Genomic DNA, 15426 nt, shown 5'->3' with positions numbered 1-15426 from the left:
ATGTGTATAAGAGACATATGGCAGAGGCGTCCGCTATATGCCGCTGCGCGACACGTCAGCGCCGCGGCAAGGGTCAGTGCAGCCGTCTCGGGCAACGGGACATCAGCCCCCTCGAGGTGCGACGACCCCAGCTCAGGTGCCCACACCCCGCGGCCGACGGCGAGGCCCCGACCCGCTCAGTGGTCCTGGCGGCGCTCCTGTGCGATGCGCTCCTGCTGGGCGCGGCGCTCGGCCTCGAGCTCGGCCTGGAGCTGCTCGAGGCGGATCTCGGTGGTGCCGGTGCGCTCGGGCATCGGGGCGTACTCGCGCAGCTCGGAGCCGGTGTAGATCTGGCGGGGGCGGCCGATCTTCGTCTCCGGATCGTGGATCATCTCGTTCCACTGCGCGATCCAGCCGGGCATGCGGCCGATCGCGAAGAGCACCGTGAACATCTGCGTGGGGAAGCCCATCGCCTTGTAGATGATGCCGGTGTAGAAGTCGACGTTCGGGTAGAGCTTGCGCTCCACGAAGTAGTCGTCCTTCAGCGCGATCTCCTCGAGCTGCATGGCGAGGTCGAGGCGCTCGTCGTGGATGCCCAGGCGCTCCAGGACGTCGTCGGCGATCTTCTTGACGAACTTCGCGCGCGGATCGTAGTTCTTGTAGACCCGGTGCCCGAAGCCCATCAGGCGGATGCCGTCCTCCTTGTTCTTCACACGCTCCATGAAGTCCTTGGGATCCATGCCGCGCTCGCTGATCTCGTCGAGCATCTCCATCACGGCCGCGTTCGCGCCGCCGTGGGCGGGACCGGAGAGGGCGCCGATGCCGGCGGAGATCGACGTGAAGAGGTTCGCCTGCGCGGAGCCGACGAGTCGCACGGCGGAGGCCGAGCAGTTCTGCTCGTGGTCGGCGTGCAGGATGAGCAGCTGCTCGAGGGCACGCACCACGACCGGGTCGGCGATGTACTTCTCGACGGGGAACCCGAAGGTCAGCCGCAGGAAGTTCTCGATGAGGGAGAGCTGGTTGTCCGGGTACAGCAGGGCGTGGCCCTTGCTGACGCGGTAGGCGTAGGCGGCCATCGTGGGCACCTTGGCCAGCAGGCGGTAGCTGCTCAGACGCACCTGGTCCTCGTCGAACGGGTCGAGGGAGTCCTGGTAGAAGGTCGAGAGCGCGGAGACGCCGGCCTGCATGACGGCCATCGGATGGGCGTCGCGGGGGAAGCCGTCGAACAGGCTCTTGAAGCGCTCGTCGAGCAGGGTGCGCCGCTCGACGGAGGACACGAAGTTGTCGAGCTGGCCCTGGGTGGGCAGCTCGCCGTTGATGAGCAGGTAGGCGACCTCGAGGTAGCTGGAGTGCTCGGCGAGCTGCTCGATCGGGTAGCCGCGGTAGCGCAGGATGCCCTCGTCGCCGTCGATGTAGGTGATCGACGACTTCGTGTTCGCCGTGTTCATGAAGCCCGGGTCGTAGGTGACGTCGCCGGTCTGCTTGCGCAGCGGGGCGATGCTGATGCCGCTGTTGCCCTCGACGGCCTCGACGAAGGGAAGGTCCAGATCCTGGTCGCGGTGGGTGAGGCGGGCAGTCGGCGTCGCGTTGTTCATGTGCTCTCCGTTGTGCATCGGCGTCGGTGGGGGCCGACGGGCGACCCTGGGTCGTGCGGCGGGACACGTGACGCGTCCCGATGGTCGTGCGGGGGACGCGGGGCGCGTCCCGGGGGTTGGCCCGGTCCGGGGACCGGTGCGGTCGGGTGCGGGTCCGGGCCGGGGCCGACGTGGCCCGCGGGTCCCGGTGGCGGGTCAGCGGCGGGTGAGCCGCTCGACCGCTGCGGAGATCCGTTCGTCGCTCGCTGTCAGCGCGATGCGGACGAAGCGCTCTCCCGCCTCACCATAGAACATTCCGGGGGCGCAGAGGATTCCCAGCTTCGCGAGTTCGTGGACGCTGGCCATGGAGTCCTCGCCGAAAGCGGTCCAGAGGTACAGCCCCGCGCGCGACCCGTGGATCTCGCCGCCGAAGCCCTCGACGGCCTCGCGGAGCGCGGTGCGGCGGGCACGGTAGACGCCGTGCTGGGCGCGCACGGCGTCGTCGTCGGCGAGCGCGGTCGTCATGGCGATCTGCACGGGAGTGGGCAGCATCATCCCGGCCTGCTTGCGGATGGCGGTGAGCTCGCCCACGAGCTCCGGGTCGCCGGCGACGAACGCCGCCCGGTAGCCCGCGAGGTTCGACTGCTTCGAGAGCGAGTACACGCAGAGCAGGCCGGTGAGGTCGCCGCCGTGCACGCGCGGGTCCAGAATCGAGGGCACCTCCTCGACGTCCCAGGGCAGCAGGGCGTAGCACTCGTCGGAGGCGACGATGACGCCCCGCTCGCGCGCCCAGGAGACGATGCTGCGCAGCTGCTCGACGTCCAGGACCTCTCCGGTGGGGTTCCCCGGGGAGTTCAGCCACAGCAGGCCGATCCGCTCGAGGTCCTCGGCCGTGATCGCGGCGTCGCCCTCGGCGGCCAGGCGCTCCATGTCGACGGGGACGCTGCGGGCACCCACGAAGCGCGCGCCCATGTCGTAGGTCGGGTAGGCGATGTGGGGGAAGGCGACGGCGCCGTCCGCACCGATGCCGAGCTGGAAGGGGAGGTGGGCGACGAGCTCCTTGGAGCCGACGGTCGGCAGCACGTGCTCGTGGCCGATGGCCGCTGCACCGTCGGACCCGCCGTCGGCGCCGGCTCCGCGGCGCCTCACCACGAAGTCCACGAGCGCATCGCGCAGCGCCGGGGTGCCGATGGTGGTCGGGTACCCGTGGGCGTCCGACGCCTCGCGCAGCGCCTGCTGCACGCGCGCGGGGGTCGGGTCGACGGGCGTGCCGACGGACAGGTCGACGAGTCCGCCCTGGTGGGCGCTCGCCACGCGCTTGGCCTCCTCGAGGGAGTCCCAGGGGAAGGCGGGCAGGCGCGCGGCCAGGGGCTCGCGCGGGGCCGACGGACGGTGCTGCACCATCAGATCCTTCTTTCCGGACTGCGTCCCGGGTCGCTCAGCGCAGGGGTCGCGTCACGCGTCGTTCGGGTTCGGCGGGAGCGCTTCGATGAGCGGATGGTCCTTGTCGATGACGCCCATCTTCGCAGCGCCGCCGGGGGCGCCGAGCTCGTCGAAGAACTCGACGTTGGCCTTGTAGTAGTCGGCCCACTCGTCCGGGAGGTCGTCCTCGTAGAAGATCGCCTCGACCGGGCACACGGGTTCGCAGGCGCCGCAGTCCACGCATTCGTCGGGCTGGATGTACAGCGACCTGGTGCCCTCGTAGATGCAGTCCACGGGGCATTCGTCCACGCATGCCCTGTCCTTCACGTCCACGCAGGGCAGGGCGATGACGTACGTCATGCAGCGATCCTTCCAGGGCAGGGACCGGGCGACGGCCGGGGCTGTGCTCGCTCCCGGCCGCGGCCGGGGCGGGTGCGGCGCCGGAGCGGGCCGACGCGATGGTCCCAGGATGTTCTCGGGCTCCCGGGGCGAGGGAGCCGTCCCCATCATGTCACCGTCGCCCGTGCCTCCGCGGCGCACAGCCCGCCCTCCGGCGCGCAGGTGACGAGGTCGACATCGAGGCGGCTCCCGCCGATAGCCTGGAGTCATGGCCCAGGAGCACTCCCCGGATCCCCCACCCGGCGCGACGCCCGGCGACCATCCCGCTGCCGATGGCGGTGCGTCCCCGGGCCCTGCTCGGCGTCCTCGTCCGGGCTGGGCGCCCTTCCTGCAGGTGGGGACGCGCGTGGTGGTGCGCTATGCGATCGACCGCAGCGCGGCGCCGCACGGCGAGGGGATGACCGATGCGCTGGGCGTCGTCGAGGACGTCGACGAGGACACGGTCACGATCGCGACGAAGCGGGGCAGCGATCGGGTGGTGCGGGGTCTGGTCACCGCCGCCAGGCCGGTGCCCGATCCTCCCCGCCGCCGCGGTGGCGCAGGGCGCTGAGCAGGTAGCCGACGCCGGCGATCACGTGCAGCAGCACGCCGATCCACACGAGCACGCGCAGCGCCGGGATCGCCGCGGGCAGCCACGCGGCCGCGGCGGCCAGCAGGAACACGGCCGACATCAGCACCGCGGTGCGTGCCTTCCCGACCCGCGAGACGGGCAGCGCGCCCCCGGCGGCGGTGCGGCCGGCGAGCGCGAGCAGGACGATGTCCACGAGGGCGATCACGCCCAGGGGGATCCACGAGAGGACCCCGGCGAGGGCGAGCGAGAGGACCACGCCCACCAGGCCCAGCCGGTCGGCGATCGGATCGATGATCGCGCCGGTGCGGCTGGTCTGGTGCAGGGCGCGGGCCAGCAGCCCGTCGACCCAGTCCGTGAGCGCCCAGACGAGCAGCAGGACCACGGCGAGCGGGTCGGGACCGCCGTCCACCAGCAGCACGCACACGGGCACCAGCAGCAGGAAGCGCAGCAGGGTGACCGCGTTGGGGATCGTCGCCCAGTCGGGGCGCCGCGCCCCGCGGGGCACGGCGGAGCGGCGAGGGCCGGGGGCCTCCACGCCCGCTCAGACCCGTCGGCCGACGGAGCCCGCCGAGCCCGACCCGCCCGTCGGGCGGGTCCGCCTCGAGGCGAGGTGCTGGATGCCCAGGAACACGAAGGGCACGACGATGCCGATGCCCTGCACGATCCAGCCGGAGATCTGCGCCTTCTGCGCGATGACGGCGGGCATCAGCACTCCCCCGCCGGGGCTCGTGCCCGCGAAGGGGAGCACCATCAGGCCCCAGATGCAGCCGAGCACCACCACGGGCAGCCGCGCGCCGGTCGCGGCCCACAGGAAGGTCGAGGCGGCGAACTGGAAGACGGCGCCGAACACGAGCCCCACGGGGAGGTCGACGCCCGCGACCGTGAGCTGCAGGCGGTGCATCGTCACCAGCAGGAGCACGGAGACCACGGCCACCACGATCGCGGCGATGACCTGGGAGATCCTGGCCGCGATCGAGGCGGTCCCCGACGCCGTGCGCCCGGAGGCCCCCGGCGCGGTGCGCACGGGGGTCCCCGGCGTCGCGCGTCCGGCGGGGCCTGGGGTCACGCCGTGCCCTTGGTCTTCCCGCGCAGCTTGGAGCGCTCCTGGGCGCTGAGGGCGACCTTGCGGATGCGGACGATCTCGGGGGTGACCTCGACGCACTCGTCCTGGTTCGCGAACTCGAGGGACTCCTCGAGGGTGAGCTTGCGCGGCGGCACGAGGTTCTCGAACGCCTCGGAGGAGGCTGCGCGCATGTTCGTCAGCTTCTTCTCCTTGGTGATGTTGACGTCCATGTCCTCGGCGCGCGAGTTCTCGCCGACGATCTGGCCCTCGTAGACCTCGCTCGTGGGCTCGACGAAGAAGGAGCCGCGCTCCTGGAGGTTGATCATCGCGTACGGCGTCACGACGCCCGCGCGGTCGGCGACCAGCGAGCCCGAGGTGCGGAACTCGATGTGGCCCATCCAGGGCTCGAACCCGTCGGCGTAGGAGGAGGCGATGCCGTTGCCGCGGGTCTCCGTGAGGAAACGGGTGCGGAAGCCGATGAGGCCGCGCGAGGGCACCAGGAACTCCATGCGCACCCAGCCGGAGCCGTGGTTGCTCATGGTCTCCATGCGGCCCTTGCGGGAGGCCATCAGCTGGGTCACGGCGCCCAGGTACTCCTCGGGCACGTCGATGGTCATCCGCTCGACGGGCTCACAGGTCTTGCCGTCGATCTCGCGGGTCAGCACGCGGGGCTTGCCCACGGTGAGCTCGAAGCCCTCGCGGCGCATCTGCTCGACGAGGATCGCGAGCGCGAGCTCGCCGCGGCCCTGGACCTCCCAGGCGTCGGGGCGCTCGGTGGGCAGGATCTTCAGGGACACGTTGCCCACGAGCTCGGCGTCGAGGCGGTCCTTGACCTGGCGGGCGGTGAGCTTGTGGCCCTTGCCGTTCTTGCCGGCCAGCGGGGAGGTGTTGATGCCGATGGTCATGGAGATCGCCGGGTCGTCGACCGTGATCAGCGGCAGCGGGCGCGGGTCCTCGACATCGGTGAGGGTCTCGCCGATCATGATGTCGGGGATGCCGGCGACCGCGACGATGTCGCCCGGGTGCGCCGTGCGGGTCATGGGCTCGCGGGCGAGCCCCTTGGTCTCCAGCAGCTCGGTGATCTTCACGGTCTTCGTCTCGCCGTGGCGCGTGCACCAGGCGACCTGCTGGCCCTTGGTGAGCTCGCCGCTCTTGACGCGCAGCAGCGCGAGGCGGCCGAGGAAGGGCGAGGCGTCGAGGTTGGTGACGTGCGCCTGCAGCGGCATCTCGTCGTCGTAGCTCGGCGCGGGGATCGACTCGATGATGGTCTTGAACAGGGGCTCGACGTTCTCGGACGCCGGGAGCTCGCCGTCGGCCGGCTGCTCGAGATCGGCGCGGCCGGCCTTGCCCGAGGCGTAGACGACGGGCACGTCGAGGACGGCGTCGAGGTCGAGGTCCGGGACCTCGTCGGAGAGGTCGGAGGCGAGGCCCAGCAGCAGGTCGGTCGACTCCCCGACGACCTCCTCGATGCGGGCGTCGGGGCGGTCGACCTTGTTGACCACGAGGATCACGGGGAGCTTCGCGGCGAGCGCCTTGCGCAGCACGAAGCGGGTCTGCGGGAGCGGTCCCTCGGAGGCGTCCACGAGGAGCACCACGCCGTCGACCATCGAGAGTCCGCGCTCGACCTCGCCGCCGAAGTCGGCGTGGCCGGGGGTGTCGATGACGTTGATGGTGATGCCGTCGGGCTCGCCGTTCGCCGCAGCCGACGGTCCGTGGTACCGGATCGCGGTGTTCTTGGCGAGGATCGTGATGCCCTTCTCGCGCTCGAGCTCACCGGAGTCCATGGCGCGGTCGTCGTGCTTGTCGCGCTCGCCGAGGGCGCCGCCCTGCGTGAGCATGGCATCCACGAGGGTGGTCTTGCCGTGGTCGACGTGGGCGACGATAGCGACATTGCGCAGGTCGGTGCGGTGCTGGAGGGACATGCGGGGGCTGCTCGATTCGTCGTCGGAAGGCGGCGCACTCCTCACGTCGCCGCCCCGCGGCATTCCCGGCACCGGCCTCCGCGAGGAGGCTCGTGCACGAGGGTCCGGGGCGTGCGGACACGATGCGCCGGAGAGATTCTACCGTCCGACGGGGCCGATCCCCAGGTGCGCTTGGACACGCCGCGCAGAGGCGTCCACGGCCGACGGCCCGCCGCCTCCTCGCGGAGCGCGGCGGGCCGCCGGTGGAGCCGCACGGGGCGGCGCGGGCAGATCGGGCTCGGACGGGATCGCTCGGCCCGGATCATCCGGCCGAGATCACTCGACCGGGATGATTCGACCGGGATGATCCGGCCGAGGTCATTCGACCGGGATCACTCCGGATCAGACGTGCCCGGTCCCGCTGAAGGGATCCTCGGGGTCACCGCCCAGCGGGTGATGGGCATCGGTCCCGTCGCGGTCACCGCCCCGGGCGCCGTCCGCCTCGGGGACCTCCGTGTCGACGTCCACCTCGATGGTCTCGGCGCCCGCGAGCGGGATCGAGCCGCCGGGGATCGCCGCGAGAAGTCGCTTGGTGTACTCCTGCTGCGGGTCGTGGAAGACGGCATCGGTCGAGCCGTGCTCGACGACGCGGCCCTTCTCCATCACCACCGTGTGATCGGCGATCTGGCGCACGACGGCGAGATCGTGGGTGATGAACAGGTAGGACAGCCCCAGCTCGGACTGCAGGTCGTTGAGCAGGTGAAGCACCTGGTCCTGGACCAGCACGTCGAGGGCGGAGACCGCCTCGTCGCACACGACGACCTCGGGGTCCAGGGCGAGCGCACGGGCGATCGCGATCCTCTGGCGCTGCCCGCCCGAGAGCTCGTTGGGATAGCGGCGCATCATCGAGGCCGGCAGGGCGACCTTGTCGAGCAGGTCGCGGACCTTCGCCTCCCGGGACTTCGCGTCCCCGATGCCGTGCAGGCGCAGCGGCTCCTCGATCGTGCGGAAGATCGAGTACATCGGGTCGAGGGTCCCGTAGGGGTTCTGGAAGATCGGCTGCACGCGGCGGCGCAGCGCCATCATCTCCTTCCCCTTCATGCCGGCGACGTCCCGGCCCTCGAACAGCACGCGGCCCGAGGTGGGCTCGAGCAGGCGGAGCACCATCTGGGCGACGGTCGACTTCCCGGAGCCGGACTCCCCCACGATGGCCGTGGTCGTGCCGCGGCGCAGGTCGAAGGAGACGTCGTCGACGGCGGTGAAGGGCGTCGTCCTCCACGGCACCTTCCCGCGCAGCGGGAAGACCTTGGTGAGGTTCTGGACGCTGATCACCGTGTCCTCGCCACTGCGCGCAGCATCGGCGCGGGACCCTGCGCCATCGGCAGGGGCGTCACCGTCGACAGGGGTGTTCGCAGCGGAAGCCTTCTCGGACACCGCGGCGGATCCGCCGGCCGCAGCGGGCGCCGCCTGCTGCTTCGCGTCCTGCGCGTCGCCGCTCTTGGTCGAGACCAGTCGTCGCGAGGCCAGCGAGGGCGCCGCGGCGATCAGCCGCTTCGTGTACGGGTGCTGCGGCTCCTGGAGGATCTGCAGCGCGGGGCCGGACTCGACGATCTGCCCCTTGTACATCACGACCAGGTGCTGGGCGCGCTCGGCGGCCAGGCCCAGGTCGTGGGTGATCAGCAGCACCGCGACGCCGAGCTCGGCGGTCAGGGTGTCGAGGTGGTCGAGGATCTGCTGCTGGACGGTGACGTCCAGGGCGCTCGTCGGCTCGTCGGCGATGAGCAGCCGCGGACGGGCGGCGAGGCCCATGGCGATCAGGGCGCGCTGGCGCATGCCGCCGGAGAACTCGTGCGGGTACTGACCGGCGCGGCGCTCGGCGTCGGGCAGGCCCGCCTCCTCGAGCAGCTCGACGGTGCGCTTCTTCGCCGCGGCCCCCTTGGCCATGCCGTTGGCGGCGAGCGCCTCGTCGATCTGCGCGCCGACCTTCCACAGCGGGTTGAGGTTGCTCATGGGGTCCTGCGGGACCAGTCCGATCTCCCTGCCGCGCAGCGCGCGGATCTGGCCGAGCGGCACGGAGGTGATGTCCTTGCCGTCGAAGCGGATCGAGCCGCCGGTGACGCTGCCGTTGCTGGGCAGCAGACGGGCGATGCTCATCGCGGTCGTCGACTTGCCCGAGCCGGACTCGCCGACGATCGCGACGGTCTCGCCCGGATAGACCTCGAGGTTCGCGCCGCGCACGGCGTGCACGGGCCCGCTGCCGGTCGTGAACGTGATGTCGAGGTCGCGGATCTCGAGCAGAGCGCCGGCCTCGGCGCTCGCGGGCTGGTCGCCCGTTCGGGGTGCAGTGGTGGCGCTCATCGCTTCCTCGCCTTGGGGTCCAGGGCGTCGCGGACGGCGTCGCCGAGCATGATGAAGCTCAGCACGCAGATCGCGAGCGCCACTGACGGGTAGAACAGCATCATCGGGTTGTTGCGCAGCGCGGGCTGGGCGTCCGAGATGTCACTGCCCCACGAGATCGAGCCGTTGCCGAGCCCGAGGTAGGACAGGGTCGCCTGGGCGACGATGAACACGCCCAGGTTCACGGTGGCCGTGACGATCACCGGGGCGATCGCGTTGGGCAGCACGTGCTTGGCGAGGTTCGTGAGCCTCCCCGCGCCCAGTGCGGTCGAGGCCGTCACGAAGTCCTGGCTCTTGACCGAGAGCACGGCGCCGCGGGTGATGCGGGCGATGTTCGTCCAGCCGAAGACCGCGAGGATCAGGGCGATCGTGAAGGTGCTGACCCCGCTGCTGAGAGCGGTGAAGGCGACGATCGCGCCGAGCACGAGCGGCAGCGCGAAGAAGATCTCGGTGACGCGGGAGAGGACCTCGTCGATCCAGCCGCCCACGTAGCCGGCGAAGGCGCCGATGACCACGCCGATGACGGTGGAGATGACCATGGCGAAGAAGCCGACGCTCAGCGAGGTGCGGGTTCCGTAGAGGATGCGCGCCCAGACGTCGTACCCCTGGACGGTCGTGCCCAGCAGGTGGCCGTCGCCCGGCTTCTGGTTGGAGACCCCGAGGTCGCCCTTGGTGGGGTCGTAGTCGGTGAAGAGCCCGGGGAACGCCGCGATGAACAGCAGGATCAGGATCAGCAGGGCGGAGATCACGAACACGGGGTTGCGGATCAGGTTGTGCGCGGCCTCGCCCCACATCGAGCGGGGCGCGGCGGTGGTGTCCACCGCGTCGACCTCGCGCAGCGGCGTCTCGTCCAGGGGCGCGACGAAGTGCGCGTCGGCCGGGCGCAGGGTGCGGGAGCTGTGATCACTTCGCATGGCGGATCCTCGGGTCGAGCACGGCGTAGAGCAGGTCCACGATGAGGTTGGTGAGCAGGAAGATCATCACCATGATCGTGACCACGGAGACGATCACGGGACTCTCGGACTTGTTGATCGCCTGGTAGAGCACCGATCCGATGCCGTGGATGTTGAAGATGCGCTCGGTGACGATCGCGCCGCCCATGAGGGAGCCGAGGTCGGCGCCGATGAACGTCACCACGGGGATCAGCGAGTTGCGCATGATGTGCTTGGAGATCACGCCGGTCCGCGAGAGCCCCTTGGCGGTCGCGGTGCGCACGTGGTCGGCCGTCGCGACCTCGGTGATCGAGGTCCGGGTCAGTCTCAGCACGTACGCGAAGGAGACGACGCCGAGCACGAACCCTGGCAGCAGGAGGTTCTGGAGGCTCGCGTCGCGTCCGACGTTCACGGGCACCACCCCGAGCTTCACCCCGAGGGTGAACTGGGCGACGAAGCCGATCACGAAGGTGGGGACCGCGATCACCAGGAGCGAGACCATGAGCAGCGTGGTGTCGATCCAGGTGCCCTTCTTGAGGCCCGAGATGACGCCGGCGACGATGCCCAGGACGGTCTCGAAGACGACCGCGATGATCGCAAGGCGGAAGGTCACGGGGAACGCGTCGCGGATCTGCTCGATGATCGGTCGGCCGTTGAAGCCGACGCCGAAGTCGCCGCGCACCACCTTCCCCACGTAGATCAGCCACTGCACGATGAGCGGCTTGTCCAGGTTGTACTGCGATCGGAGCTGGTCCTGCACGGCCGGCGAGAGGGGCTTGTCGCCCATGATCGCCTGGATCGGATCGCCGCCCGCGTAGAACGCCATGACGTAGATCAGCAGGGTCGCGCCGAGGAAGACGGGGATCATCTGCAGCAGTCGCCGCCCGATGTACCAGATCACTGGGTCACCTCAGGTTGATGGGAGAGGACGACGATCGCCGTCCCGGGGAAGTTGGCCGGAGCGCTCGCACGGGGCCGCTGATGGCCGCGGCCGGGCCGACGCGGGGCCGGGCCGGTGCCGACGGTCCTGGACGGACCTCGGGGCGGGAAGGGCTCCGTGCCCCTCCCGCCCCGGCATCAGCGGATGCGCGCAGCTCCGTCGATCACTTGGTGATCGCGTAGTACAGCGGGACGGTGTCCCAGCCGTACTTCACGTCGGAGACGTTCTCGGAGAAGCCGCCGAAGGTGTTCTGGTACCACAGCGGGATCGCCGGCAGGTCCTCCATGAGGATCGCCTCGGCCGCCTTGTACTTCTCGATCGCCGCGTTCTCGTCGGCCGCCGAGAGCCCTTCCTTGAGCAGGTCGTCGAACTCGGGGTTCTTGTAGTCGCCGTCGTTCGAGCCCTTGCCGTCGGCCGCGGCCGAGGAGTAGAGGGGGCCCAGGAAGTTGTAGGCCGAGGGGTAGTCGGCCTGCCAGCCGGAGCGGAACGCGCCCTTGAGCTCGCGCTTGGTGATCTGCTCGCGGAAGTCGCCGAAGGCCGGGAACGGCTTGCCCTTGGCGGTGATGCCCAGGGTGTTGGCAATGGAGTTGCACACGGCGTCGACCCAGTCCTTGTGCGGGGCGTCGGCGTTGTAGGCGAGGGTGAACTCGCCCTTGAAAGGCTGCTTCTTCTCCGCCTGCTCCCAGAGCTTCTTCGCCTCGGCCTCGTCGAACTCGAGCACCTCGGCGCCCGGGATGTCCTTCTCGCCGCCGCCGGGGATCACCGGGGCGATGAAGTCCGTGGCGGGGGTGCGGGTGCCGTAGAAGAGCTTGTCGCAGATCTGCTTGCGGTTGATCGCCCGGGAGATGGCCTTGCGGCGCAGCTTGCCGGCCTCGCCCGAGAAATTCGGGTCGTTCTGCGCGATCGTGAAGGACTGGAAGACGGCGCCGGGATCGTTGACCGCGCGGTCGCCCAGGGTGTCCTGGTAGCTCGACAGCGCCGAGGTCGGGATGAGGTCGGTGACGTCGACCTCGCCGGACTCCAGGTCGCCGTACATGGTGTCGTCCGACGAGTAGATCGTGAAGGTCACGCCGGCGTTCTTCGCCTTGCGGGGGCCGTCGTACTTGTCGTTGGGCACGAGCACGATCTGCTGGTCGTGGTCCCAGGTGTCGACCATGTACGGGCCGTTGGAGACCGGCTTCTCCCCGAAGGACTTCGTGTCGTCGTAGAACGACTCGGGCAGCGGCGAGTATGCGCTGTAGCCCAGGCGGTTGGGGAAGTCCGACTGCTCGGAGACGAGCTTGACGGTGAAGGTCAGGTCATCGACGACCTTGAGGCCCGAGAGGGTCTCCTTGCCGGTGGCCTTGTCGGCGCTGACCTTGTCGAAGCCCTCGATGGGCTCGAAGAAGCTCTGGCTGAGCTGGGCGTTCTTGGTGTTCGCGCCGAAGTTCCAGGCGTCGACGAAGGACTTCGCGGTCACGGGCGAGTCGTCGGAGAACTTCTGGCCGTCCTTGACCTTGATGGTCCAGGTCTGGTTGTCGTCGGACTCGATCGAGTCGGCGACGTCGTTCTCGACCGTGCCGTCGGCCTTGTAGTAGACGAGGCCCGCGAAGACCGAGGTGATGATGCGGCCGCCGCCCACCTCATTGGTGTTGGTCGGGATCAGCGGGTTCTGGGGCTCGGTCTCGTTGGCGTAGACCGGATCGCCCGAGCCGCCGCCGGAGCCGCCATCGCCGCTGTCGCTCCCGCCGCCGCAGGCGGACAGGGCGAGCGCGGCGGTGCCGGCGGCACCGGTGCCGAGGATCATCGAACGTCGCGAGATGGACATGGACACTCCTTAGTGTCATGGGATGCCGCGGCCGCGTCTGCGGTCGGATCTCCGTGCGGGGTCGCGCTCTGGGGATCCATGCGGATCGTGGCGCGCATCCTCCAGTGTGCACGACGTGACGGGGTGCATAGCGCAAGAAGTGTCCATCCATTGGTCACGATACGGTCACTGCCCCGTCCGCCGGTCGACGCCGGGGAGATGCCGGGAAGCAGGCCGAGGGGACTGAGTTCCCACATCGGGCTCCCCCGCCTCGCACGGGCGCGGCCTCGCGAGCGACAATGGGTCCATGACTTCCGCACAGAACACGCAGACACCGCAGGACGCGCCCGTCGACCCCACGACGACGGACGCCTGGGAGCAGCTCCTCGCGCACGACGAGTCGCTCGACGGCTCGCTGCGCGAGTGGTTCGAGCAGGACCCGCAGCGCGCCGAGCGCCTCACCCACGACGCCGCCGACCTGCACGTGGACCTCTCGAAGAACCTCGTGACCCCGGAGACCGTGGAGCTGCTGCTGCACCTCGCCGAGCAGACCGGCGTGCTCGCGCGCCGCGACGCCATGTTCGCCGGCGAGCACATCAACACCACCGAGGACCGCGCCGTGCTGCACACGGCGCTGCGCCGCCCCGAGGGCGCCTCCCCCGAGCTCGTCGTCGACGGCCAGGACGTCGACCACGACGTCCACGAGACCCTCGCGCGCATCTACGACTTCGCCCGCAAGGTCCGCTCGGGCGAGTGGACCGGCGTGACCGGCAAGAAGATCGAGACCGTCGTGAACATCGGCATCGGCGGTTCCGACCTCGGCCCCGTCATGGTCTACGAGGCGCTCAAGCCGCTCGCCCAGGAGGGTCTGCAGGCGCGCTTCATCTCGAACATCGATCCGACCGACGCGTACGAGACGACCGCGGACCTCGACCCCGAGACGACCCTGGTCGTCGTCGCCTCGAAGACGTTCACGACGCTCGAGACGATCACCAACGCGCGCCTGGTGCGCGAGTGGCTGCTCGCCGGCCTGCGCGAGAACGCCGGGCTCACCGCCGAGCAGGAGAAGGAGGCCGTGGCCAAGCACTTCGTCGCGGTCTCGACCGCGCTCGACAAGGTCGAGGCCTTCGGCATCGACCCCGCCAATGCCTTCGGCTTCTGGAACTGGGTGGGCGGCCGCTACTCCGTGGACTCCGCGATCGGCACCGTGCTCGCCACGGTCCTGGGCCCCGAGGCCTTCGAGGAGCTGCTCGCGGGCTTCCACGCGATGGACGAGCACTTCCGCACCGCCCCGGCCGCGCAGAACGTGCCGCTGCTCATGGGTCTGCTGAACATCTGGAACGTGAACTTCCTGGAGGCGGAGACACACGCGGTCCTCCCCTACTCCCAGTACCTGCACCGCTTCCCCGCATACCTCCAGCAGCTGACCATGGAGTCCAACGGCAAGTCGGTGCGCTGGGACGGCTCGACCGTGGTCACCGAGACCGGCGAGGTCTTCTGGGGCGAGCCCGGCACCAACGGGCAGCACGCCTTCTACCAGCTCATCCACCAGGGCACCCGGATCATCCCCGCGGACTTCATCGCGTTCGCGAACCCCGTGCGCCCGCTCAAGGACGGCGAGCAGGACGTGCACGAGCTGTTCCTCGCGAACTTCTTCGCGCAGACCAAGGCCCTGGCCTTCGGCAAGACCGGGGAGGAGGTGCGCGCCGAGGGCACCGACGGTCCGCTCGTGGCCGCCCGCATGTTCTCCGGCGACCGCCCGTCGACCTCGATCATGGCGCCCTCGCTCACCCCGAGCGTGCTGGGCCAGCTGATCGCCCTGTACGAGCACATCACCTTCGTGGAGGGCTCCGTGTGGGGCATCAACTCCTTCGACCAGTGGGGCGTGGAGCTCGGCAAGCAGCTCGCCAAGGACCTCGCCCCCGCCGTCGCCGGGGACGATGCCGCCATCGGCGCCCAGGACTCCTCGACCGCCGAGCTGATCCGCTACTACCGGGACCACCGCACCGTCTGATCCCGGCGCCCGGCGCCGGGCGCCGTCCGTGCATCGGTGCCCCGGCCGACGCCGGCTCGGCGGAAGCACCTCGAGAAGTACGAAATCGTTGCCATTTGGAAGATTGGGGAGGTATTAGTGATTGTCGTGGGGTGGGTGGGGGTGGGTGATTAGCCTGTCCGAGCCCACGCCCCCCGCCCCCCGTCCGTGCAGGGGGCCCCCGGCCCCCGCCGGCTGGGGGCACGCACCTCGACAAGTACGAAATCGTTGCCATGAGCACTCTTGGCAACGATTTCGTACTTCTCGTCGGTTCGAGGGGGCGCTGCACCCAGCGCCCCGGTCGGCAGACGCCCCGGTCGGCAGACGCCCTGGTCGGCAGACGCACCTCGAGTGGTACGAAACGGTTGCCATGAGCGCTCATGGCAACCGGTGGGTACCACGCGCCGGTTGGGGGGGCGCCGCGCACCAA

The 15426-nt window shown here is 70.1% G+C and carries 12 protein-coding genes; 2 read left to right on the top strand and 10 right to left on the bottom strand.

The features are described from left to right. Positions 1 to 176: 176 nt before the first annotated feature. The 3 genes from ACFQ53_RS17265 to fdxA all read right to left on the bottom strand — a co-directional run bounded on the left by ACFQ53_RS17265 (position 177) and on the right by fdxA (position 3335). The gene (locus ACFQ53_RS17265; RefSeq protein ID WP_377862067.1) at positions 177 to 1574 is read right to left on the bottom strand and encodes a citrate synthase; all 1398 of its coding nucleotides are present in this window, start codon (positions 1572 to 1574) and stop codon (positions 177 to 179) included. A 195-nt stretch (positions 1575 to 1769) separates the two neighbouring features. Then, positions 1770 to 2957 carry a succinyldiaminopimelate transaminase gene (dapC, locus tag ACFQ53_RS17260; protein WP_377862064.1) on the bottom strand — a complete coding sequence of 396 codons (1188 nt, stop codon included), beginning with the start codon at positions 2955 to 2957 and terminating at the stop codon, positions 1770 to 1772. Positions 2958 to 3008: 51 nt separating this feature from the next. Further along, positions 3009 to 3335 carry a ferredoxin gene (fdxA, locus tag ACFQ53_RS17255; RefSeq protein WP_249480656.1) on the bottom strand — a complete coding sequence of 109 codons (327 nt, stop codon included), beginning with the start codon at positions 3333 to 3335 and terminating at the stop codon, positions 3009 to 3011. 247 nt (positions 3336 to 3582) lie between these two features. Between fdxA and ACFQ53_RS17250 the strand changes: the two genes are divergently transcribed. After that, a complete protein-coding gene (locus tag ACFQ53_RS17250) occupies positions 3583 to 3924 on the top strand; it encodes an acetyltransferase (RefSeq protein WP_377862061.1) in 342 nt (113 codons plus the stop codon). Here the strand turns inward: ACFQ53_RS17250 and ACFQ53_RS17245 are convergent. From ACFQ53_RS17245 to ACFQ53_RS17215, 7 genes are all read right to left on the bottom strand, one after another. Then, positions 3866 to 4480, bottom strand: coding sequence for a CDP-alcohol phosphatidyltransferase family protein (locus tag ACFQ53_RS17245; RefSeq protein WP_377862058.1), 615 nt, complete (start codon positions 4478 to 4480; stop codon positions 3866 to 3868). The two genes, ACFQ53_RS17250 and ACFQ53_RS17245, sit on opposite strands and share 59 nt — an antisense overlap. 6 nt (positions 4481 to 4486) lie before the next feature. Next, on the bottom strand, positions 4487 to 5011 hold the full coding sequence (locus ACFQ53_RS17240; protein WP_377862055.1) for a hypothetical protein: 525 nt from the start codon (positions 5009 to 5011) through the stop codon (positions 4487 to 4489). Next, positions 5008 to 6930, bottom strand: a complete 1923-nt coding sequence (gene typA / locus ACFQ53_RS17235) for a translational GTPase TypA (RefSeq protein WP_249480660.1) — start codon at positions 6928 to 6930, stop codon at positions 5008 to 5010. The genes ACFQ53_RS17240 and typA overlap by 4 nt, the downstream gene beginning before the upstream one ends. 381 nt (positions 6931 to 7311) lie before the next feature. Beyond that, on the bottom strand, positions 7312 to 9267 hold the full coding sequence (locus ACFQ53_RS17230; RefSeq protein ID WP_377862051.1) for an ABC transporter ATP-binding protein: 1956 nt from the start codon (positions 9265 to 9267) through the stop codon (positions 7312 to 7314). Beyond that, positions 9264 to 10220 carry an ABC transporter permease gene (locus tag ACFQ53_RS17225; RefSeq protein ID WP_249480662.1) on the bottom strand — a complete coding sequence of 319 codons (957 nt, stop codon included), beginning with the start codon at positions 10218 to 10220 and terminating at the stop codon, positions 9264 to 9266. Before ACFQ53_RS17225 ends, ACFQ53_RS17230 begins: the two co-directional genes overlap by 4 nt. Further along, positions 10210 to 11139 (bottom strand): ABC transporter permease, encoded by a 930-nt coding sequence (locus ACFQ53_RS17220; RefSeq protein ID WP_377862047.1) that lies wholly within the window; start codon positions 11137 to 11139, stop codon positions 10210 to 10212. The genes ACFQ53_RS17225 and ACFQ53_RS17220 overlap by 11 nt, the downstream gene beginning before the upstream one ends. Positions 11140 to 11341: 202 nt before the next feature. Continuing rightward, a complete protein-coding gene (locus tag ACFQ53_RS17215) occupies positions 11342 to 12985 on the bottom strand; it encodes an ABC transporter substrate-binding protein (protein ID WP_377862044.1) in 1644 nt (547 codons plus the stop codon). Positions 12986 to 13271: 286 nt separating this feature from the next. Between ACFQ53_RS17215 and pgi the strand changes: the two genes are divergently transcribed. Further along, positions 13272 to 14978 carry a glucose-6-phosphate isomerase gene (pgi, locus tag ACFQ53_RS17210; protein WP_377862041.1) on the top strand — a complete coding sequence of 569 codons (1707 nt, stop codon included), beginning with the start codon at positions 13272 to 13274 and terminating at the stop codon, positions 14976 to 14978. Positions 14979 to 15426: the final 448 nt, after the last annotated feature.

The sequence above is a fragment of the Brachybacterium sp. NPDC056505 genome (assembly GCF_042794925.1).
GTDB classification, from domain to species: Bacteria; Actinomycetota; Actinomycetes; order Actinomycetales; family Dermabacteraceae; genus Brachybacterium; species Brachybacterium kimchii.
Note: the sequence above shows the minus strand (reverse complement) of the source record. Positions and strands in the feature narration are given on the sequence as shown.

Coding starts and splice junctions, on each gene's coding strand:
- ACFQ53_RS17225 (WP_249480662.1), bottom strand. CDS start 10,220: ATGCGAAGTGATCACAGCTCCCGCACCCTGCGCCCGGCCGACGCGCAC.
- ACFQ53_RS17250 (WP_377862061.1), top strand. CDS start 3,583: ATGGCCCAGGAGCACTCCCCGGATCCCCCACCCGGCGCGACGCCCGGC.
- ACFQ53_RS17265 (WP_377862067.1), bottom strand. CDS start 1,574: ATGAACAACGCGACGCCGACTGCCCGCCTCACCCACCGCGACCAGGAT.
- typA (WP_249480660.1), bottom strand. CDS start 6,930: ATGTCCCTCCAGCACCGCACCGACCTGCGCAATGTCGCTATCGTCGCC.
- ACFQ53_RS17215 (WP_377862044.1), bottom strand. CDS start 12,985: ATGTCCATCTCGCGACGTTCGATGATCCTCGGCACCGGTGCCGCCGGC.
- pgi (WP_377862041.1), top strand. CDS start 13,272: ATGACTTCCGCACAGAACACGCAGACACCGCAGGACGCGCCCGTCGAC.
- fdxA (WP_249480656.1), bottom strand. CDS start 3,335: ATGACGTACGTCATCGCCCTGCCCTGCGTGGACGTGAAGGACAGGGCA.
- ACFQ53_RS17230 (WP_377862051.1), bottom strand. CDS start 9,267: ATGAGCGCCACCACTGCACCCCGAACGGGCGACCAGCCCGCGAGCGCC.
- dapC (WP_377862064.1), bottom strand. CDS start 2,957: ATGGTGCAGCACCGTCCGTCGGCCCCGCGCGAGCCCCTGGCCGCGCGC.